At 70.3% G+C, this 18944-nt stretch carries 15 protein-coding genes, 5 tRNA genes and 1 pseudogene; 11 read left to right on the forward strand and 10 right to left on the reverse strand.

The features are described 5' to 3' along the window. The first annotated feature begins 72 nt into the window (after positions 1-72). From ACLHRZ_RS16020 to purM, 3 genes are all read left to right on the forward strand, one after another. Positions 73-861, forward strand: coding sequence for a maleylpyruvate isomerase family mycothiol-dependent enzyme (locus ACLHRZ_RS16020; protein ID WP_490419092.1), 789 nt, complete (start codon positions 73-75; stop codon positions 859-861). A gap of 112 nt (positions 862-973) precedes the next feature. Beyond that, positions 974-2491, forward strand: coding sequence for an amidophosphoribosyltransferase (gene purF, locus ACLHRZ_RS16025; RefSeq protein WP_490419093.1), 1518 nt, complete (start codon positions 974-976; stop codon positions 2489-2491). A 45-nt stretch (positions 2492-2536) separates the two neighbouring features. Next, on the forward strand, positions 2537-3631 hold the full coding sequence (purM, locus tag ACLHRZ_RS16030; protein WP_490419094.1) for a phosphoribosylformylglycinamidine cyclo-ligase: 1095 nt from the start codon (positions 2537-2539) through the stop codon (positions 3629-3631). 137 nt (positions 3632-3768) lie between these two features. On the opposite strand, the gene ACLHRZ_RS16035 is transcribed toward purM, so the two are convergent. Together ACLHRZ_RS16035 and ACLHRZ_RS16040 are read right to left on the reverse strand one after the other, a co-directional pair. Beyond that, positions 3769-4029, reverse strand: a complete 261-nt coding sequence (locus ACLHRZ_RS16035; protein WP_490419095.1) for a DUF3073 domain-containing protein — start codon at positions 4027-4029, stop codon at positions 3769-3771. Between the two features lie 319 nt (positions 4030-4348). After that, entirely contained in the window at positions 4349-5470 is a 1122-nt protein-coding gene (locus tag ACLHRZ_RS16040; RefSeq protein ID WP_490419096.1) for a Leu/Phe/Val dehydrogenase, read from the reverse strand. Positions 5471-5673: 203 nt separating this feature from the next. Between ACLHRZ_RS16040 and ACLHRZ_RS16045 the strand changes: the two genes are divergently transcribed. Both ACLHRZ_RS16045 and bldC read left to right on the forward strand, forming a co-directional pair. After that, positions 5674-6519: a DUF8083 family protein gene (locus tag ACLHRZ_RS16045; protein ID WP_490419097.1), complete on the forward strand. Its 846-nt coding sequence runs from the start codon at positions 5674-5676 to the stop codon at positions 6517-6519. Between the two features lie 484 nt (positions 6520-7003). Beyond that, complete coding sequence (gene bldC / locus ACLHRZ_RS16050) at positions 7004-7210, forward strand: developmental transcriptional regulator BldC (protein ID WP_003949541.1); 207 nt, start codon at positions 7004-7006, stop codon at positions 7208-7210. A gap of 400 nt (positions 7211-7610) precedes the next feature. Here the strand turns inward: bldC and ACLHRZ_RS16055 are convergent, their stop codons facing one another. The 6 genes from ACLHRZ_RS16055 to ACLHRZ_RS16080 all read right to left on the reverse strand — a co-directional run bounded on the left by ACLHRZ_RS16055 (position 7611) and on the right by ACLHRZ_RS16080 (position 12565). Continuing rightward, the gene (locus ACLHRZ_RS16055; protein WP_490419098.1) at positions 7611-7787 is read right to left on the reverse strand and encodes a DUF6274 family protein; all 177 of its coding nucleotides are present in this window, start codon (positions 7785-7787) and stop codon (positions 7611-7613) included. A gap of 235 nt (positions 7788-8022) precedes the next feature. Next, positions 8023-8097 (reverse strand) — tRNA-Asp (locus ACLHRZ_RS16060). 93 nt (positions 8098-8190) lie between these two features. Then, positions 8191-12183, reverse strand: a complete 3993-nt coding sequence (gene hrpA / locus ACLHRZ_RS16065; RefSeq protein ID WP_490419099.1) for an ATP-dependent RNA helicase HrpA — start codon at positions 12181-12183, stop codon at positions 8191-8193. Positions 12184-12283: 100 nt separating this feature from the next. Continuing rightward, positions 12284-12357 (reverse strand) — tRNA-Phe (locus ACLHRZ_RS16070). A 23-nt stretch (positions 12358-12380) separates the two neighbouring features. After that, positions 12381-12455, reverse strand: a tRNA-Asp gene (locus tag ACLHRZ_RS16075). Between the two features lie 37 nt (positions 12456-12492). Then, positions 12493-12565 (reverse strand) — tRNA-Glu (locus tag ACLHRZ_RS16080). A gap of 158 nt (positions 12566-12723) precedes the next feature. Between ACLHRZ_RS16080 and ACLHRZ_RS16085 the strand changes: the two genes are divergently transcribed. The 4 genes from ACLHRZ_RS16085 to ACLHRZ_RS16100 all read left to right on the forward strand — a co-directional run bounded on the left by ACLHRZ_RS16085 (position 12724) and on the right by ACLHRZ_RS16100 (position 16285). After that, positions 12724-13074: a metallopeptidase family protein gene (locus tag ACLHRZ_RS16085; protein ID WP_336410129.1), complete on the forward strand. Its 351-nt coding sequence runs from the start codon at positions 12724-12726 to the stop codon at positions 13072-13074. 129 nt (positions 13075-13203) lie between these two features. Further along, on the forward strand, positions 13204-13692 hold the full coding sequence (locus ACLHRZ_RS16090) for a hypothetical protein (protein ID WP_490419100.1): 489 nt from the start codon (positions 13204-13206) through the stop codon (positions 13690-13692). Between the two features lie 245 nt (positions 13693-13937). After that, positions 13938-16079 (forward strand): DEAD/DEAH box helicase, encoded by a 2142-nt coding sequence (locus ACLHRZ_RS16095; protein ID WP_490419101.1) that lies wholly within the window; start codon positions 13938-13940, stop codon positions 16077-16079. A gap of 133 nt (positions 16080-16212) precedes the next feature. Continuing rightward, positions 16213-16285: transfer RNA gene (locus ACLHRZ_RS16100), tRNA-Lys, on the forward strand. A gap of 293 nt (positions 16286-16578) precedes the next feature. Here ACLHRZ_RS16100 and ACLHRZ_RS16105 read toward each other — a convergent pair. Together ACLHRZ_RS16105 and ACLHRZ_RS16110 are read right to left on the reverse strand one after the other, a co-directional pair. Beyond that, positions 16579-17724 (reverse strand): annotated as a pseudogene (locus ACLHRZ_RS16105) (site-specific integrase); the annotation flags it as partial. A gap of 38 nt (positions 17725-17762) precedes the next feature. Continuing rightward, entirely contained in the window at positions 17763-18362 is a 600-nt protein-coding gene (locus tag ACLHRZ_RS16110) for a helix-turn-helix transcriptional regulator (protein WP_490419102.1), read from the reverse strand. A 66-nt stretch (positions 18363-18428) separates the two neighbouring features. Here ACLHRZ_RS16110 and ACLHRZ_RS16115 point away from each other — a divergent pair, with 66 nt between their 5' ends. Both ACLHRZ_RS16115 and ACLHRZ_RS16120 read left to right on the forward strand, forming a co-directional pair. Beyond that, positions 18429-18656: a helix-turn-helix transcriptional regulator gene (locus ACLHRZ_RS16115; RefSeq protein ID WP_490419164.1), complete on the forward strand. Its 228-nt coding sequence runs from the start codon at positions 18429-18431 to the stop codon at positions 18654-18656. Beyond that, positions 18653-18931, forward strand: coding sequence for an integrase (locus ACLHRZ_RS16120; RefSeq protein WP_490419103.1), 279 nt, complete (start codon positions 18653-18655; stop codon positions 18929-18931). Before ACLHRZ_RS16115 ends, ACLHRZ_RS16120 begins: the two co-directional genes overlap by 4 nt. Positions 18932-18944 lie beyond the last annotated feature (13 nt).

Raw genomic sequence — 18944 nt, forward strand, 5'->3', positions numbered from 1 at the left:
CCCGACCCCCGGCAACCCGCCCCTCCGGCACGGTTGCCGGGGATTGTCGGAGGTCGGCCCTACGCTGAGGCCATGCCTCCGACTCCGCGTGCCCGCAGGTACGACGCCGCCAAGCTGGCGGCAGCCATCACCGCACAGCTGCAGCACGTGCGGACCGCCGTCGCCGGCCTCGGCGAGGGTCAACTCGGCCTGCCCACCCGCCTCGAAGGGTGGACGGTGCGCGAGCTGGTCACGCACATCCCCCTCACCGTCGGCGTCGTCAACCGCACGCTGGAGGCCCCCGCCGCGCCGGCCCGGGAGATGACCCCGGTGGAGTGGCCCGCGGCAACGGCCGCCCTGGCGGTGCACGCCGACGAAGTGGCCCGGAGAACGGCCGCGGACACGAAGCCGCTCGACCTCCTCGACGGCATCGCGGCCCGGTTCGCCGAACTGACCGCCGTCGCGCCCCCGGACCGCCTCCTGGCGGTCCGTTCCGGCGCCATGCGCCTGGACGACTTCCTGGTCACCCGCTGTGCCGAACTCGTCGTCCACACCGACGATCTGGCGTCCGCCCTCGGCACGGAGATCCCCTTCGACCGCCAGGCCCTGGCCGCCACCACCCGCCTGCTCGCCGACACCCTGGCCGCCAGGGCCCCCGGCGGCTCCGTGGAGGTCCGTGTCCCGCCCTTCGCGGTGATCCAGTGCATCGAGGGCCCCCGGCACACCCGCGGCACCCCGCCCAACGTCGTGGAGACCGATCCGCTGACCTGGATCCGACTCGCCGCAGGGCGTGTCGCCTGGCCGGAAGCGGTGGCCGCCGCGTCCGTCACTGTGAGTGGCGAGCGCGCCGACATCTCCGAGCAACTCCCCCTGCTCGGCTGAGGAGATGACGCCGCCGGTGATGCGCTGTGCGCATCGTGTGGCTCAGCGTGGTGTGAGACATCCCGCCCGTCCCCGGTTCGGATGAACCTCGTCCCTGCCATAGACTCAAGGTGTGCCTCGTGGTGACGGACGACTCAACCACGACCTGCTCCCCGGCGAAAAGGGCCCCCAGGACGCATGCGGCGTCTTCGGTGTCTGGGCTCCGGGGGAAGAGGTCGCAAAACTCACCTATTTCGGGCTGTATGCGCTGCAGCACCGTGGACAGGAGTCCGCGGGCATCGCGGTGAGCAACGGCTCCCAGATCCTCGTTTTCAAGGACATGGGACTGGTGTCCCAGGTCTTCGACGAAACCTCCCTCGGCTCCCTCCAGGGCCATATCGCGGTCGGTCACGCCCGCTACTCCACCACCGGAGCCTCGGTGTGGGAGAACGCCCAGCCCACCTTCCGGGCCACGGCGAACGGCTCGATCGCGCTCGGCCACAACGGCAACCTGGTCAACACGGCCGAGCTGGCCGAGATGGTCGCCGCCCTCCCACGGGAGAACGGCCGGGCCACCCAGGTCGCCGCGACCAACGACACCGACCTGGTCACGGCCCTGCTCGCGGGCCAGACCGACGACGACGGCAAGCCGCTGACCGTCGAGCAGGCCGCCTCCAAGGTCCTGCCCGACGTCCGGGGCGCCTTCTCCCTCGTCTTCATGGACGAGCACACGCTGTACGCCGCGCGTGACCCGCAGGGCATCCGCCCGCTGGTGCTCGGCCGCCTGGAGCGCGGCTGGGTGGTGGCCTCCGAGACGGCCGCCCTGGACATCGTGGGCGCGAGCTTCGTGCGCGAGGTCGAGCCCGGCGAGCTCGTCGCCGTCGACGAGAACGGCGTGCGCAGCAGCCGCTTCGCGGAGGCCCGCCCCAAGGGCTGTGTCTTCGAGTACGTCTACCTCGCCCGCCCCGACACCGACATCGCCGGCCGGAACGTCTACCTCTCCCGTGTGGAGATGGGCCGCCGGCTCGCCGCCGAGGCCCCGGCCGACGCCGACCTGGTGATAGCGACTCCGGAGTCCGGCACCCCGGCCGCCGTGGGCTACGCCGAGGCGAGCGGCATCCCGTACGGCTCGGGCCTGGTGAAGAACAGCTACGTCGGCCGGACCTTCATCCAGCCCTCGCAGACCATCCGCCAGCTCGGCATCCGCCTCAAGCTCAACCCGCTCAAGGAGGTCATCCGGGGCAAGCGCCTGGTGGTCGTCGACGACTCGATCGTCCGCGGCAACACCCAGCGCGCCCTGGTCCGGATGCTCCGCGAGGCCGGTGCGGCCGAGGTCCACATCCGGATCTCGTCCCCGCCGATCAAGTGGCCGTGCTTCTTCGGCATCGACTTCGCCACCCGCGCGGAGCTGATCGCCAACGGCATGACCGTGGAGGAGATCGGCAAGTCGCTCGGTGCGGACTCGCTGGCCTACATCTCCCTGGACGGCATGGTCGAGGCGACGAAGATCGCCAAGCCCGACCTCTGCCGCGCCTGCTTCGACGGCGAGTACCCCATGGAGCTGCCCGACCCCGAGCGGCTCGGCAAGCACCTCCTGGAGACCGAGCTGGCCGGCGGCCACGACGCCGCCGATGCGCTGCGCCGTCCGTAGCACTCCGTAGCCCCGCAGTAACGAACGACACGAAAGTTCCCAGCAATGTCTGCTGAACCTTTTGAGGCTGCTCCGCAGCCGGGCACCGGTGCCAGCTACGCAAGCGCGGGCGTCGACATCGAGGCGGGCGACCGCGCCGTCGAACTGATGAAGCAGTGGGTGAAGAAGGCCACCCGCCCCGAGGTCGTCGGCGGCCTCGGCGGCTTCGCCGGCCTCTTCGACGCCTCCGTCCTCAAGCGGTACGAGCGCCCGCTGCTCGCCTCCGCCACCGACGGCGTCGGCACCAAGGTCGACATCGCCCGGCGCATGGGCGTCTACGACACCATCGGCCACGACCTGGTCGGCATGGTCGTGGACGACCTGGTCGTCTGCGGTGCCGAGCCGCTGTTCATGACCGACTACATCTGCGTCGGCAAGGTCCACCCCGACCGGGTCGCCTCGATCGTCAAGGGCATCGCCGAGGGCTGCGTGCTCGCGGGCTGCGCCCTGGTCGGCGGCGAGACCGCCGAGCACCCGGGTCTGCTGGGGCCGGACGAGTTCGACGTGGCCGGCGCGGGCACGGGCGTGGTCGAGGCGGACCGGCTGCTGGGTGCCGGCCGGATCCGCAAGGGTGACGCCGTCATCGCGATGGCCTCGTCCGGACTTCACTCGAACGGGTACTCACTGGTCCGCCATGTGCTCTTCGACCGGGCCGGCTGGGAGCTGGACCGGGAGGTCCCGGAGTTCGGCCGCACCCTCGGCGAGGAACTGCTGGAGCCGACCCGGATCTACTCGCTCGACTGCCTGGCCCTCACCCGGACGGCCGAGGTGCACGCCTTCTCGCACATCACCGGCGGCGGGCTCGCCAACAACCTCGCCCGGGTGATCCCGGACGGCCTGCACGCGACCGTCGACCGGTCGACCTGGACCCCGGACGCGGTCTTCGACGTGGTCGGCAGGCTCGGCGGGGTCGAGCGGCTGGAGCTGGAGAAGACCCTGAACATGGGCGTCGGCATGATCGCCGTCGTCCCGCAGGAATCGGTGGACGTGGCCCTGACCACCCTCGCGGACCGCGACATGGACGCGTGGGTGGCGGGGGAGATCACCGAGCGCGGTGACACCGCAGAGGCAGTGGCCCTGACCGGTGACTACGCGAGCTGAGCCGTTTCCGTGCCCCGTGCCCCGAAAGGGGCGCGGGGAACTGCGCGACCAGCCACATCCGGCCCGCACCTGCAAGACAGCACAGAACCCGGTCCGAGGCAGGGCCCCGGACCGGGTCGGTGGAGAATGTCAGCGCGTCAAGCGCGACGACGATAAGCGGACTGATCGGACGACGCGCTGTGCTCGTCCTCGTCCTCTTCGTCGTTGTAGCGCGCCGCGTACTGCGCGTACGGGTCGTCGTCCAGCTCGTCCTCGAGCGGCTCGCTCGGCGGCGGCTGCTTCGACGGCTGCGTTGCGCCCAGCTCATTGGCCAGACGCGAGAGGTCGGTCCCGCCGCTGTTGTACTTCAGCTGGCGGGCGACCTTTGTCTGCTTGGCCTTGGCCCGGCCGCGCCCCATGGCTCGACCCCCTCATTGACGGGGCTCGACGGCCCCAGAGTCTTGACACGCGTTCACGTTCATGAGTCAGAGCGGACCCCTGGGATAGGTGTCCGGCCTGTAGGGCTTCAACGGTACCTGCTTCCGCGGCCATACGGTACGTCGCCCGCATGACGTGCCACGCAGCACAACCGGCGAGGCGCCCTGTCCCCGCTGGTCAGCTGCGATTTTAACGTGTCCTGGACGCCGACCCGCCGAGAGGTGAGAGGGATCTCTCCTTTCATGCCTCCCGGCGGCCTTCTGTGGGGACCCCTGTGCGGGGAGCGTTCACCCGATCGGGCTAGCGGCCGCCGGCCTGGCGGGGAACGGAGGCGCGCGCTTCGGCCATGCGCTGCTCGGCGAGACGGTCCGCCGCGGCGGCCGGCGGGATGCCGTCGGCCGTGGCCCGGTCGAATATCGCCAGGGTCGTGTCGAAAATCGCGGTCGCCTTGGCCTTGGCACGGTCGAAGTCGAAGCCGTGCAGCTCGTCCGCGACCTGGATCACGCCACCCGCGTTCACCACGTAGTCCGGCGCGTAGAGGATCCCGCGGTCGGCGAGGTCCTTCTCGACGCCCGGATGGGCGAGCTGGTTGTTGGCCGCGCCGCAGACCACGGTGGCGGTCAGGGCGGCCACGGTGGCGTCGTCGAGCGCCCCGCCCAGGGCGCAGGGGGCGTAGACGTCGAGCGGCGTGCGGACCAGCGCGTCGGCGTCCGCGACGGCCGTGATCTGCGGGTGGCGGGCGGTGATGCGGGCGACGGCGTCCGCCCTGACGTCGGTGACCACGACCTCCGCGCCGTCCGTGATCAAGTGCTCGACCAAGTGATGGCCGACCTTGCCGACGCCGGCGATGCCGACCCGGCGGCCCTGCAGCGTGGGTTCGCCCCACCGCGTCTGTGCAGCGGCCCGCATGCCCTGGAAGACGCCGAAGGCGGTCAGCACGGACGAGTCGCCGCAGCCGCCGTTCTCGGGGGAACGGCCGGTGGTCCAGCGGTTCGTGCGGGCCACGACGTCCATGTCCCGGACGTAGGTGCCGACATCGCAGGCGGTGACGTAACGGCCCCCGAGCGAGGCCACGAAGCGGCCGTAGGCGAGCAGCAGCTGTTCGGTCTTGATCTGTTCGGGATCGCCGATGATCACGGCCTTGCCGCCGCCGTGCCCGAGCCCTGCCATGGCGTTCTTGTACGACATGCCGCGGGACAGGTTCAGCGCGTCCCGCACGGCCTCCTCCTCGGAGGCGTACGGGTAGAAGCGGGTGCCCCCGAGAGCGGGGCCCAGGGCGGTGGAGTGGAGGGCGATGACGGCCTTGAGGCCGCTCTCGCGGTCCTGGCAGAGCACGACCTGCTCATGGCCGCCCTGGTCGGACGTGAACAGGCTGTGCAGGACGCCGTCGGCGGCGCCGGAGAGAGGACGTACGTCAGTCACGGTGGTGACTCCATATGTCGCGTCGGTCGCCCTCCTTTGGGGTGGCGGAGGGCCGGTTGGGACGAGGGTAGGGCCTGGAAAGCCCGCGGACGGGTCCCGTGCCGAGGATCACCCTCCCGTGGTCCGGCGCCGTGGGACGATTTGGACCGTATGGGGAGGGCGCCCGTCAACTCCCCCTTCTCCAGCGGCTTGAGGGAGCGAGCGTGGGCCTGGCATCGTCGGTGACCGTCCCGTACGCGGCATACCTGCGGGTCTACGAGCCGCTGGCGGCGTTCCCCGAACCGGAGCGCTCGCACTGGGCCCGCTACGCCCGCCGGACGGGCCTGCCCTCCGCCCAGGACGAACTGCGTCGCTCGCTGGCCGACTTGCTGCCCATCCCGCCCGTCCCGGTCCCGGTGCACGAGAGCGGGGACGCCTTCGTCGCGGTCGTGGACGGCGTCGTCTGCGTCTGTCCCTGGCGCACCCGGCTGCGCGGCTGGCTGGCGCTGGAGGAGCTCGCCGCGCGGCTGCCGGCGCCGGTGCTGGACGCGGCGCTGCCCCCGGTGGTCCGCCGCCAGGCGCAGGCGGACTACGAGCGCTGGCAGGAGCGGAACCCGGACGCCCGCCCGTGGATCCGCACCGCGACGTGGCAGGTGCCGCTGCGCTGGTTCGTCCTCTTCTCCGGCGAGGAGCGGGAGTACGGCAAGGGCGAGCCGGGCGGCGAGGAGGTCGCGCTCCGCTACCGCACCCCCATGGTCCAGGCCAGGCGCCGGGTCGCCCGGGGGCTGCGCACCCTCCGGGACGCCATAGAGGAGGGGCCGCTCATCGACGGCCTGGTAGATGTGGGGCGGTGGCTGGAGGAATTCCATCCGCGTTCGCTGGTCGAGCTGGACTACGGCGGGCTGGTGCATATGGTTCCGGAGGCACGGCTCGCCGAGGACCGCTCCGCGGCGGACACCGAGGAGGGCCTGGCGGCGCTGCGGGCGGGAGACGGGGCGCGGGCGGGCGAGGCGTACGAGCGGCTGACTGAGCGTTGGCGGGTCGTACGGGACCGCCAGTTCGCCAACTGAACGGGATCGGGGCGGCGGGTCTGGCAGGGTGTCTCCAGGACCTAGGTCCCGATCCGGGCCATTGCGGCAACCGTGACCTAACGCACTTTCGTCAGGTCTTGCGCCCATCACCCATCGCCGTGGCAAAATAGGACAAGGAGTCCGGGAAGGGCTCCTTCCGTCCAACTAAGGGCGGATAGATCGGTATTGCACTCCTTGGCGGGTCTGGTGACCCCTGATCCCGCTGTGACTGATCGTCACGGTGGCGTGACTGTCCGCTATGGCACGGTCGGTCGGCTTCCGTCGAGGTTGAACACCTGAGAGGGCAATTCCATCGGTTTGGCCGACGTGGCTGGACAGATGGTGTAGTTGTAGTGCCGAGGACAAGCCGTTCGTCCTATAACCGACTCGGCCCGCGTCCGCCATTTCGGGCAACGCGGGTCAAGGTGCAGAATTTAGAGGAAAGAACCGACGTGATGGTTCGGTTCTCCCGAGGAGGCCGCTCATGACCGCTCGCACCCCTGATGCCGAGCCGCTGCTGACCCCGGCTGAGGTTGCCACGATGTTCCGCGTGGACCCCAAGACGGTCACCCGCTGGGCCAAGGCAGGCAAGCTCACGTCCATCCGCACGCTCGGAGGACACCGGCGCTACCGCGAAGCGGAGGTCCGTGCCCTGCTGGCGGGCATTCCGCAGCAGCGCAGTGAGGCCTGAACAACTGAAATGACCGGGTGTTGACCGGGGCCCCCAACCCGGACGCCGCCCACTCAGGCACCACGCTTCACCAAGCAGCAAAACGACGAGGGCGCCTGCCCCAACAGGTTCCCTGCCCACCGACTTGGGCGAGTCGTCGATCGCGCTGGGCTCCGCCGGGCCCAGCGCGATCTTTTTATGTCTTCACCGTGCTGCTGCGCAGGCCCTCCGGGGCGGTGCAATTGCACATATTAAATTGACCGGCCGCCCGGAGGGCGTGAGTTCCCCATCCGCGGGAACTCTTTACGTGACTCCCGTCACAGTGCAGTTTTCTTGAATGCGTCGCGCTGCTGCGGTAATGAGGCCCGACTGCCGCGGGGGCGGCTGCCGTTGGCCGCGGTGCCGGCGGTGATGCCGGCCGTCAGGGAGCGTTCTGCTCGGACACTGCGTCGGCCGCCTCCTGGGCGAGCCGTAGGAGGCGGTGACAGACCGGGCAGTGTCTGGTCAGATGGCGGTAGCCCGACGCGGCCGCGAGGTGGGCGCGCAGCAACGCCCGCGTCTCGTGCCGAGCGGCGTCGGTGCGGGTGGTCGTGGGCATGGGGGCAGCACCTCCCACTGACTGGGTACCCCTGGCACGTGTCCCAGTCAAGGTCAAGTTGCAAGCCCACGTGTGAAAAGGCCCGGATCCGATGGATCCGGGCCTTCAACCAGTGCGGTCCTGGTGGGATTTGCTGTGTCCGACGGCGGCTCCGCCGCGGGCGCGGCCGCCCTGGACTCCCCGGCAAACAGCACGAAGCCCGCTCCCAGCGGGGGAAGCGGGCTCCGACTCGATGCGGTCCTGACGGGATTTGAACCCGCGGCCTCCACCTTGACAGGGTGGCGAGCACTCCAAACTGCTCCACAGGACCTTGCTGCACTTTCCGCTCTCGCGGCGTTGCGTGGATGACTCTACAGCAGGTCAGGGGGTGCGGTCGAACCCGATCACGCGGCCCGGGGGTGATCTACGGCACGAGGGCGTCGATCGCCTTCACGATCCGCTTGTCGGACACGGGGTGCGCGGTGCCGAGGGCGTGCGCGAAGTAGCTCACCCGCAGTTCCTCGATCATCCAGCGGATGTCGAGCGCCTCCTGCGGCACCGGACGGCCCTTGGGGAACTGCTCCAGGAGCCAGGCGTGCTCGTCCTGCATCTCCTTGACCTTGGCCATCCGGGTGCGGTCCCGCTCGGCGTTGGTGGGCAGCTGGGTCAGCCGCCGGTCGACCGCCACCAGGTAGCGCATGAGGTCGGGCAGCCGGCGGACCCCGTGGGCGGTCACGAAACCGGGCTTGATGAGCGCGGCCAGCTGTTCCTTGACGTCCGTCAGGGACGTGAGCAGGACCGGGCTCGTCGTCGCCTTCAGGCGGCGCTCGCACGCCTGCCAGGCGGCCAGCACCTCCTGGACCTTGCGGACGGTGTCCAGCGTGGCGTCCATGATGTCGGCGCGCACGGCGTCGAAGAGCTTGCGGAAGGACTCCTCGTCCCACGCGGGGCCGCCGTGCGCCGCGATCAGCTTGTCGGCGGAGGCCGCGACGCAGTCCTCGAACAGCGCCGGGATGGAGCCGTGCGGATTGCGGGACAGGGCGAGCTTCTGCTGGTTGCCGAGCCTGTCCTGGGTGAACTTGGCCGGGTTCGACGGCAGGTTGAGCAGGATCAGCCGGCGGTTGCCGCGCCACATCGCCTCGCGCTGCTCGGGCTCGGTGTCGAAGAGCCGCACCGCCACCGAAGAGCCCTCGTCGACCAGGGCCGGATAGGCCTTGACGGGCTGGCCCGAGCGGCGGGTCTCGAAGGTGCGCGGCAGGGTGCCGACGGTCCACTGGGTGAGCCCCGACCGCTGCTCCGGGCCCGCGGCGGCCGTGCCGCCGGCCGGACCGGCTGCGGTGCGCTTCCCGGACGCCGCCTGCTCGAAGGCCTTGTTGATCGCGGCCTGCGTCTTCGGCTTGAGCAGGAGCCGCAGCGCCTCCAGGTCCTTGTCCTCGGCGATCTTCCGGCGCCGCTCGTCCACGACCCGGAACGTGATCTTCAGGTGGTCCGGGACCCTGGCCGGGTCGAAGTCCTCGGCCTCCATCCGCACGCCCGTCATCCGGTGCAGATCGCGCGCCAGGGCGGCCGTCAGCGGCCCCTGCAGCGGGACGGCGCCGTCGAGGAACCGCGCGGCGAAGTCCGGCGCCGGGACGCAGTTCCGCCGGATCGGCTTGGGCAGCGAGCGGATCAGCTCCGTCACCAGGCCCTCGCGCAGACCGGGGATCTGCCAGTCGAAGCCCTCGGCCGAGACCTGGTTGAGCACCTGGAGCGGAATGTGGACGGTCACGCCGTCCGCGTCCGCGCCGGGCTCGAACTGATAGGTCACCCGGAACTTCAGGGCACCCTGGCGCCACGAGTCCGGATAGTCGGCCTTGGTGACCGCCTCGGCGTTCTCGTTGATGAGCATGGAGTGCTCGAAATTGAGCAACTCCGGCTCCTCGCGCCGCTTGTTCTTCCACCAGGAGTCGAAGTGGGCGCCGGAGACGACGTGTTCGGGCAGCCGCTGGTCGTAGAAGTCGAAAAGCGTCTCGTCGTCCACGAGGATGTCGCGGCGCCGCGCACGGTGCTCCAACTCCTCGACCTCGCCGAGGAGTTTCCGGTTGTCGTGGAAGAACTGATGGTGCGTCCGCCAGTCGCCCTCGACGAGCGCATTGCGGATGAACAGGTCCCGGCTGGTCTCCGCGTCGATCCGCCCGTAATTGACCTTCCGCTCGGTCACGATCGGCACGCCGTAGAGCGTCACGCGCTCATAGGCCATCACGGCGGCCTGCTTCTGCTCCCAGTGCGGCTCGCTGTAGGTGCGCTTGACGAGGTGCTGGGCGAGCGGCTCGATCCAGTCCGGCTCGATACGGGCGTTGACGCGCGCCCAGAGGCGGGAGGTCTCCACCAGCTCCGCCGACATGATCCAGCGCGGCGGCTTCCGGAAGAGCGCCGAACCGGGGAAGACCGCGAACTTGGCGCTGCGGGCGCCCAGATACTCGTTCTTGGCTGTTTCCTTCCCGCCCTCCCCCCCGGCGTTCTTCAGGCCCAGATGCGACAGCAGACCCGCCAGCAGCGACTGATGGATCCGCTCCGGCGCCGCGTCCTCCTCGGCGAGATGGATCCCCATCTGCTTGGCGACCGTGCGCAGCTGCGAGTAGATGTCCTGCCACTCGCGTATCCGCAGGTAGTTCAGATACTCCGACTTGCACATGCGGCGGAAGGCCGAGGACGACAGAGCCTTCTGCTGCTCGCGCACGTAGCGCCAGAGGTTGAGGAAGGCGAGGAAGTCGCTCGTCTCGTCCTTGAAGCGCGCGTGCTGCTGATCGGCCTGCTGCTGCTTGTCCGAGGGCCGCTCGCGCGGGTCCTGGATGGACAGCGCGGCCGCGATCACCATGACCTCGCGGACACAGCCGTTGCGGTCGGCCTCCAGGACCATCCGGGCCAGCCGGGGGTCCACCGGAAGCTGCGCGAGCTTGCGCCCGAGCGGGGTGAGCCGCTTCTTCGGATCCTTCTGCTCGGCGTCGACCGCGCCCAGCTCCTGCAGCAGGGCCACGCCGTCCTTGATGTTGCGGCGGTCCGGCGCGTCGATGAAGGGGAACTTCTCGATGTCGCCCAGGCCGGCCGCGGTCATCTGCAGGATGACGGACGCCAGGTTCGTCCGCAGGATCTCCGCGTCGGTGAACTCCGGCCGGGAGAGGAAGTCGTCCTCGGAGTACAGCCGGATGCAGATGCCGTCGCTCGTCCGGCCGCAGCGGCCCTTGCGCTGGTTGGCGCTGGCCTGGCTGACCGGCTCGATCGGCAGGCGCTGGACCTTCGTGCGGTGGCTGTAGCGGGAGATGCGCGCGAAGCCGGGGTCGATGACGTAGCGGATGCCGGGGACGGTGAGGGACGTCTCCGCGACGTTCGTGGCGAGAACGATCCTGCGCCCCGTGTGCCGCTGGAAGACCCGGTGCTGCTCGGCATGGGAGAGCCGGGCGTAGAGCGGCAGGATCTCGGTGAAGCGGAGCTTCCTCTTCTCCAGGGCGTCCGCCGTGTCCCGGATCTCCCGCTCGCCGGAGAGGAAGACCAGGACGTCGCCGTCGCCCTCGGCCTGCAGCTCGTCCACGGCGTCGCAGATCGCGGTGATCTGGTCGCGGTCGGCGTCCTCCGAACCTTGCTCCAGCAGCGGCCGGTAGCGCACCTCCACCGGATACGTACGGCCGCTGACCTCGACGATCGGCGCGTCGCCGAAGTGCCGCGAGAAGCGCTCGGGGTCGATGGTGGCCGAGGTGATGACGACCTTGAGGTCGGGGCGGCGCGGCAGCAGCTGGGCGAGGTAGCCCAGCAGGAAGTCGATGTTGAGGCTGCGCTCGTGCGCCTCGTCGATGATGATCGTGTCGTACTGGTGCAGCTCGCGGTCCGTCTGGATCTCGGCGAGCAGGATGCCGTCCGTCATCAGCTTGACGAGCGTGTCGTCGCCGACCTGGTCCGTGAAGCGGACCTTCCAGCCGACCGCCTCGCCCAGCGGCGTGCGCAGCTCCTCGGCCACCCGCTCGGCGACCGTGCGGGCCGCGATCCGGCGCGGCTGGGTGTGCCCGATGAGGCCCTTGACGCCGCGGCCCAGTTCCAGACAGATCTTGGGGATCTGGGTGGTCTTGCCGGAGCCCGTCTCGCCCGCGACGATCACGACCTGGTGGTCGCGGACGGCCGCCAGGATCTCGTCCTTCTTCTGGCTGACCGGCAGCTGCTCGGGATACGTGATGGCCGGGACGGCCGCGCGGCGGCCCTCGACGCGCAGTTCGGCCTCCGTGATCCCCTCGGTGATCTCGGCCAGCACGGCCGCACGGGCCTCGGGCTTGCGGATACGGCGCGCGCCGTCGAGCCGGCGCCCCAGCCGCTGCTGATCGCGGAGCGTCAGCTCGGGCAGGCGGCCGGAGAGGTCGGCGAAGGTGGCGAGGGCAGGCTGCGTAGACATACGGGATCCAGGATCGCACCAGCCGCCGCGAAGCGGCGAACGCATTTAGAGGTGCCCGGGAAAGCACTGAGCCCCCCGTCCGAAGACGAGGGGCTCGTTGTGGCTGGGGCCGGGGTCGAACCGGCGACCTTCCGCTTTTCAGGCGGACGCTCGTACCAACTGAGCTACCCAGCCACGCAATCCGCGAGGGATCGCAGCGGTCCTGACGGGATTTGAACCCGCGGCCTCCACCTTGACAGGGTGGCGAGCACTCCAAACTGCTCCACAGGACCAAGCGTGTGCGAGACAAGTCTCGCACAGGATCTTGCGTGCCCCCAACGGGATTCGAACCCGTGCTACCGCCTTGAAAGGGCGGCGTCCTGGGCCACTAGACGATGAGGGCTGTTGGCCCACCTTGTCGCTTCGCAGCGCCTCGGGGACGTGAGAAGCATATGGGATGCAGGGACCTAACGCCAAAACGGTTTGCCTTCGGCCTCCCGGGACGGCCTGCGGGCCGCCGGGTCCGGGCGCCGGAGGCCGTCGTGCCGGACAATGGCGGGCGTGCTGGAGATGACGCGCGAGGACTTCGAGGAACTGGTCGCCGAGGCCCTGGACCGGATCCCGCAGGAGCTGACGCGGCTCATGGACAACGTCGCGGTGTTCGTCGAGGACGAGCCCCCCGCCGCGGACCCCGAGCTCCTCGGGCTCTACGAGGGGACGCCGCTGACCGAGCGCGGCGAGTGGTACGCGGGCGTGCTGCCGGACCGCATCACGATCTACCGGGGCCCGACCCTGCGGATGTGCGCCACGCGGGAAGAGGTCGTCCACGAGGCGGAGGTGACGGTCGTTCACGAGATCGCCCACCACTTCGGGATCGACGACGAGCGGCTGCACGCGCTGGGCTACGGGTGACGGGGCCCGGGTGAGGGGCGCCGGGCGGCGGCTTGTTCGGGTCGCGCCGCGGCGGGCTGCGCGTGTCCTGTGCGGGGCGGGGCCAGTTGGGCAGGTCGCCTGTCCCCCTGCGACCCGAAGGCGGTCCCCATGCGCGTACCTTCAGCGCACTCGGCACTCACCCGCATCGCGGCCGTGGCCGTCACGGCCATGGCGCTCGGCGGCTGCATGAGTGTGAGCGACCCGGGCCGCCCCGCGCCCTCGGGCACGGGCAGGCAGCGCGAGTCGGGTCCGCAGGTGGACGGCGCGGTGCGGCTGCCGGGCGACCGGCCGGGCCGTACGGACGCCAAGGCGCTCAGGAGCGCGAGCGGCAGCCCCTCGGCCAAGGGCGGCCGGTCCGCCTCGCCGTCGGCCGAGGTGTCCGCCACCCCCGGCGTGTCGCCGCCCGCCGCGCGCCCGGGCAAGCCCGCGCCGTCGAAGTCGCCCGGAGGCCAGACGGCTCCCGGCCGCCCGACCCCGCCCCCGGACCGGCCGCCCACACCGCCGGCCGGCCCGCCGTCCTCGCCCGTGTCCCCGCCGCCGCAGTCGTCGGCCCCGCCGTCCCCGCAGCCGGGCCCGCAGGCCGGGCCGGCGTCGTAGGGCGTGTCCGGTGGGCCGGTGCGGGCCGGACTGTGGCGCAGGCCATGAGCAGGCGGCTTGCGCCGGACGGCCGGAGGTGCGTATGGTGGTAGATCGTTTGATCCCATTTGCCCGGCGCCTGACAGAAGCGCGCCGTGTGGCGCGTTCCTTACCTTGCCGTGGCTGACCGCATAGAGGCGGTCGTTTGCGAAAGCCGACACGGAGCTTGGGCGCGTGCCGAAACTCCGGAAGGTTTCGCATTTCGCATGTCCATTTCCACTGACCAGACCGTCATGCCCGCCACGGACGAGACCGTCCTCGACGAGCTCGAGGCCGCCGCCGAGGCGACCGACGTCACCGAGGCCCCCGAGGCCGCCGAGCCGACCGTCACCTTCGCCGATCTCGGCCTGGACGACGCGGTCGTCCGCAAGCTCGCGCAGAACGGCGTGACGACCCCCTTCCCGATCCAGGCCGCGACCATCCCGGACGCCCTGGCCGGCAAGGACATCCTCGGCCGTGGCCGCACCGGCTCCGGCAAGACCCTCTCCTTCGGCCTGCCGCTGCTGTCCACCCTGGCCGGCGGCCACACCGAGAAGAAGCGCCCGCGCGGCCTGATCCTCACCCCGACCCGTGAGCTGGCGATGCAGGTCGCCGACGCCCTCCAGCCGTACGGCGACGTGCTCGGCCTGAAGATGAAGGTCGTCTGCGGCGGTACGTCCATGGGCAACCAGATCTACGCCCTGGAGCGCGGCGTCGACATCCTTGTCGCCACCCCGGGCCGCCTGCGCGACATCATCGACCGCGGCGCCGCCTCGCTCGACAAGGTCCAGGTCGCCGTCCTCGACGAGGCCGACCAGATGGCCGACATGGGCTTCCTGCCCGAGGTCACCGAGATCCTCGACCAGGTGCCGACCGGCGGCCAGCGCCTGCTGTTCTCCGCGACGCTGGAGAACGAGATCGACACCCTGGTCAAGCGCTACCTGGTCGACCCGATCACGCACGAGGTCGACCCGTCGGCCGGTGCCGTCACGACCATGACCCACCACGTCCTCGTCGTGAAGCCGAAGGACAAGGCGCCGGTCACCGCCGCCATCGCCGCCCGCAAGGGCCGCACCATCATCTTCGTCCGCACCCAGATGGGCGCCGACCGCGTCGCCGAGCAGCTGCTCGACGCCGGTGTGCGCGCGGACGCGCTGCACGGCGGCATGACCCAGGGCGCGCGCACCCGCGTCCTGGAGGACTTCAAGGGCGGCCGCGTCAACGTCCTGGTCGCCACCGACGTCGCCGCCCGCGGCATCCACGTCGACGGCATCGACCTGGTCCTCAACGTCGACCCCGCCGGCGACCACAAGGACTACCTGCACCGCTCCGGCCGCACGGCCCGCGCCGGCCAGTCCGGCACGGTCGTCTCGCTGGCCCTGCCGCACCAGCGCCGCCAGATCTTCCGCCTGATGGAGGACGCGGGCGTCGACGCCTCGCGCCACATCGTCGGCGGTGCCGGCGCCTTCGACGAGGACGTCGCCAAGATCACCGGCGCGCGTTCCCTCACCGAGGTCCAGGCCGACTCGGCCGCCAACGCCGCCAAGCAGGCCGAGCGTGAGCTCGCCGGCCTCAACCGCGAGCTGGAGCGCGCCCAGCGCCGCGCCACGGAGCTCCGCGAGGAGGCCGACCGCCTGCTGGCCCGCGCCGCCCGCGAGCGCGGCGAGGACCCGGAGGCCGCCGTCGCCGCCGCGGCCGAGGAGGCCGCTGCCGAGGCCGCCAAGGAGGAGGCCGCCGCTGCCGTCCCCGAGCCGCGCCAGGCGTCGTCCTTCGAGCGCCGCGACGACCGGGGCAACTTCGAGCGCCGGTCGGGCGGTTTCCGCCGCGACGACCGTCGTGACGAGCGCCGTGACGACCGCCGCGAGGAGCGTGGCGGCTTCCGTCGCGACGACCGCCGTGACGACCGCTCGGGCGGCTTCCGTCGCGACGAGCGCCGTGACGACCGCGGTGGCTTCCGCCGTGACGACCGTCCCTCCGGCGGCTTCCGTCGCGAGGAGCGCCGTGACGACCGTCGCGATGACCGCCGTGACGACCGTGGCGGCTTCCGTCGCGACGACCGCCCGTCCGGTGGCTTCCGCCGTGACGACCGCCCGTCCGGTGGCTTCCGTCGCGACGAGCGCCGTGACGACCGCGGTGGCTTCCGTCGCGACGACCGTCCCTCCGGCGGCTTCCGCCGTGACGACCGTCCGTCCGGTGGCTTCCGCTCCGGCGGCAGCGACCGCCCGTTCAACCGCGACCGTCGCGACGACCGTCCGTCCGGTGGCTTCCGCTCCGGTGGCGGCGACCGTCCCCACGGCCGTCGTGACGACCACCGCGGCGCCGGCTTCGACCGCCGCGCCGACAAGCCGCGCTGGAAGCGCAACGGCTGATCCCCGCAACTGATCTGAGGGCCCGTACGGCACGCCGATGCCGTACGGGCCCTCGTGTTTTCGGCCGTCCGTGCAACTGCATGGGCCATAACGACTCGGGCTCCGGCGGTCGGCCGGGCTATGCTGCGGGTGCGGGCCGTTAGCTCAATTGGCAGAGCAGTGGACTTTTAATCCATTGGTTGTGGGTTCGAGTCCCACACGGCCTATCAGACCCTTCGGGGTTGGGACCCCCGTTGACCCAGGTCAACGGGGGTTCTTCGTTCTCTGAGGTCAGCCCGGTGGGGGCCGTAGGCGCCGCTGGAGGGGCCTCGCTGGGAACGGATTGGGAACTTGGGTCGTGGGTCTCGTCCTGGGTGGGCAGGGGCTTGGCTGGCCCCTTGTGGCGCCGTGGGACAAGTGATGCGGCTCTCTCTGCCGCGTCTCGGCCTACCCCGCCGAGCAGGTGCGAGTATGTGTCGGACGTGATCGCGATGCCCGAGTGGCCGAGCCGTTTCGACACGATCGCCATTTCGACGCCGGCCGCGAGCATGAGCGATGCCTGCCCGTGGCGCAGGTCGTGCAGCCGTACGCGGCGCAGTCGGCGGCGCTGCTCGTCCGGCAGGTGTGCGTCGTCCTCGAACCGCACCTCGTCCACCAGAGCGACGAACAGCTTCGTCACGTCGTCGGGCCGCAGCGGGGCGCCGTCCTCGCGGGCGAAGACGAGACCGTGGTCGCTGTACGCCTTCTTCCAGTCGCGGCGTTCCTGGTCCTGCCGCAGCTTGTGCGACAGCAGCGCCCCGACCGTGGTCTCGTCGAGGTCGATCACGCGATCCTCGCCGCTCTTCGTCTTGGGCTTGGAGAAGGAGACGCCGAGGTGGCCTTGATCACAGTACGGGCAGGGAGCGGGTGGCATCTTGCGCTTCTTGCGCCCGCTCTCCTGCACGATCTGCTGCCGTACGACGATGACCCGCTGCGCGAGGTCGATGTCGTCCCAGCGCAGGCCGCACGCTTCGCCACGGCGCATCCCGGTGCCGGCGATGACCTCGTACATGGCGCCGAGGCGGTGTGTGCCGATGTGGTCCAGGAAGACGCCGAGCTCGGCGGGCTCCCACGGGGTCACCTTCGGGCGAGCCGATACGGGCAGTTCGACACCCTTGGCCGCGTTGGAGCTGACGAGGTGCTGTTTCTGGGCGGTCGAGAGTGCGCTGCGCAGTGTTGCGTGTATGCGGCGCACGGTCGCCGCCTTGCGCTTTCCGTCGGCTACCTCGGCGAGCAGCTTGTCGACGTGCGGCGGACGCAGGTCGCGTAGGCGTATACGCCCGAGGTGCGGCACGAGGTAGTCGTCTATGTGATGCCGGTAGGCCCGGAGCGTCGAAGGGCGCCGGCCTGCGCGCTCTTTCAGCCCCAGCCACTTGCGCAGCCACTGCTCGACGGTCTGCCCATCGTCGTGGGCGTACGTGCCTTCGCCGACACGGGCGAGCAGGGCATTCAATTCGCGCTCGGCATCGTCTGCCGTGGCGAATCCGCCCTTCTTCAGCTGCTGTCGCTTACCTTCCTTGTTCAGCCCGACATCGGCGGCGTAGTACCACGATCCGTGTGCCTTCTTGCAGTTCTTGCGTCTGCCCTTGGCGTCGTACTGCGCGGGGCACTGGCACCGCTTGAACACGTGGCCTTTGATGGTTAATCCCCCCTTTTGTTCGATATTCAGTCATTCTTGGCCGTGTCGTCTCCCGATGGCTCGGGGAACAACTTCGCCATGACGCCTCGAAGCTCTATGCCGCTTTCGCTAAGCAGGTCATTCGCTTCGACGAGCTGAAGCAAGACCTGCTCTTGTTCAGCCTTTGCCACTCGCTCGCGTGTGATGGCGTCCTCCATGCGGAGCTTGGTCGCCGCGAGCAGAGCCAGGGACAACCGCGCTGCCTGCGCGGACTGAAGGTCTTCCGGGCCCCCCGATGCGTAGGGCAGAAGATCGTTGACCGTCACTCCGAAGTAGTCGGCGAGGGCGTACGCCTCGTTTACTCGCACCGGCCGTCGTCCGGCTTCAGTCTTGGCGACGGTCGTCTGCTGCCACTTAAAGCCAGCCCGTTGCATGAGGCGGGCGAGCTCATCTTGCGAGTGCCCCCACTGCTCCCGCAGCTCGCGGACCCGCCGGCCGAGATGCTCCTCAGGAGTCGGGCCCTCACCGTATGGCGTGTCGCGCTCGGTCTTCCATCGGTTCACGAGCTCGTGCATCTCGCGCGTCACTTCAGAAGTGTCCTGCTCCGTCGGCTCGGGCTGTTCCGTTGGCTGGCGTTTAGGCGTCACGGGAATGGAGCGTACATGCCCATTGAGGTTGACGCCATCGCGATCAGCATGGAAGTCTCTCGAAGCATGATTGGAAAATCCTCAGAGGGGCTGACTGGTGGTCGGTACTTCACCACACGGGAAGTGGCGGAGCGGTACCGGACCGCAGCGAGCACCGTGCGCTACTGGCGGCATATCGCCTACGGGCCCAAGGGCGTCAAAGTCGGCCGACGCGTGCTCTACCACGAGTCAGAGCTGCTCAGGTTCGACGCCAAGCTGTCCGCTCAGGCCGGTGCCCAGGAGGCGGCCCAGTGAGCGCGCTCACACGTGCCGAGCTTCTCGCGCTCCCCGCGGCGGTCGATCTGGTCACCGCGGGGCGTGCTCTGTCTCTTGGCCGATCGAAGGCGTACGAACTCGCTCAGCGCGGTGAGTTTCCCGTCCGACTCCTTCGCCTCGGCAACGCCTACCGCGTTCCGACCGCCGAACTGCTCGACCTGCTCGGCGTCCGCCCGGGAGACGAGATCGGGCCTCGGCCCGGGGTTGCAGCCCCGGCCGAGGCCCTCGGAACCCCCAGCACTGCCCAGCTTTGAACAGCACGGCGGC

Source organism: Streptomyces sp. AM25 (assembly GCF_058146165.1).

What these genes read in the sequence shown, in the direction of transcription:
- ACLHRZ_RS16095 (WP_490419101.1), top strand. Translation starts at nt 13,938, where the DNA reads ATGTCCATTTCCACTGACCAGACCGTCATGCCCGCCACGGACGAGACC.
- purM (WP_490419094.1), top strand. Translation starts at nt 2,537, where the DNA reads ATGTCTGCTGAACCTTTTGAGGCTGCTCCGCAGCCGGGCACCGGTGCC.
- ACLHRZ_RS16020 (WP_490419092.1), top strand. Translation starts at nt 73, where the DNA reads ATGCCTCCGACTCCGCGTGCCCGCAGGTACGACGCCGCCAAGCTGGCG.
- ACLHRZ_RS16055 (WP_490419098.1), bottom strand. Translation starts at nt 7,787, where the DNA reads ATGCCCACGACCACCCGCACCGACGCCGCTCGGCACGAGACGCGGGCG.
- ACLHRZ_RS16035 (WP_490419095.1), bottom strand. Translation starts at nt 4,029, where the DNA reads ATGGGGCGCGGCCGGGCCAAGGCCAAGCAGACAAAGGTCGCCCGCCAG.
- ACLHRZ_RS16090 (WP_490419100.1), top strand. Translation starts at nt 13,204, where the DNA reads ATGCGCGTACCTTCAGCGCACTCGGCACTCACCCGCATCGCGGCCGTG.
- hrpA (WP_490419099.1), bottom strand. Translation starts at nt 12,183, where the DNA reads ATGTCTACGCAGCCTGCCCTCGCCACCTTCGCCGACCTCTCCGGCCGC.
- bldC (WP_003949541.1), top strand. Translation starts at nt 7,004, where the DNA reads ATGACCGCTCGCACCCCTGATGCCGAGCCGCTGCTGACCCCGGCTGAG.
- ACLHRZ_RS16115 (WP_490419164.1), top strand. Translation starts at nt 18,429, where the DNA reads ATGATTGGAAAATCCTCAGAGGGGCTGACTGGTGGTCGGTACTTCACC.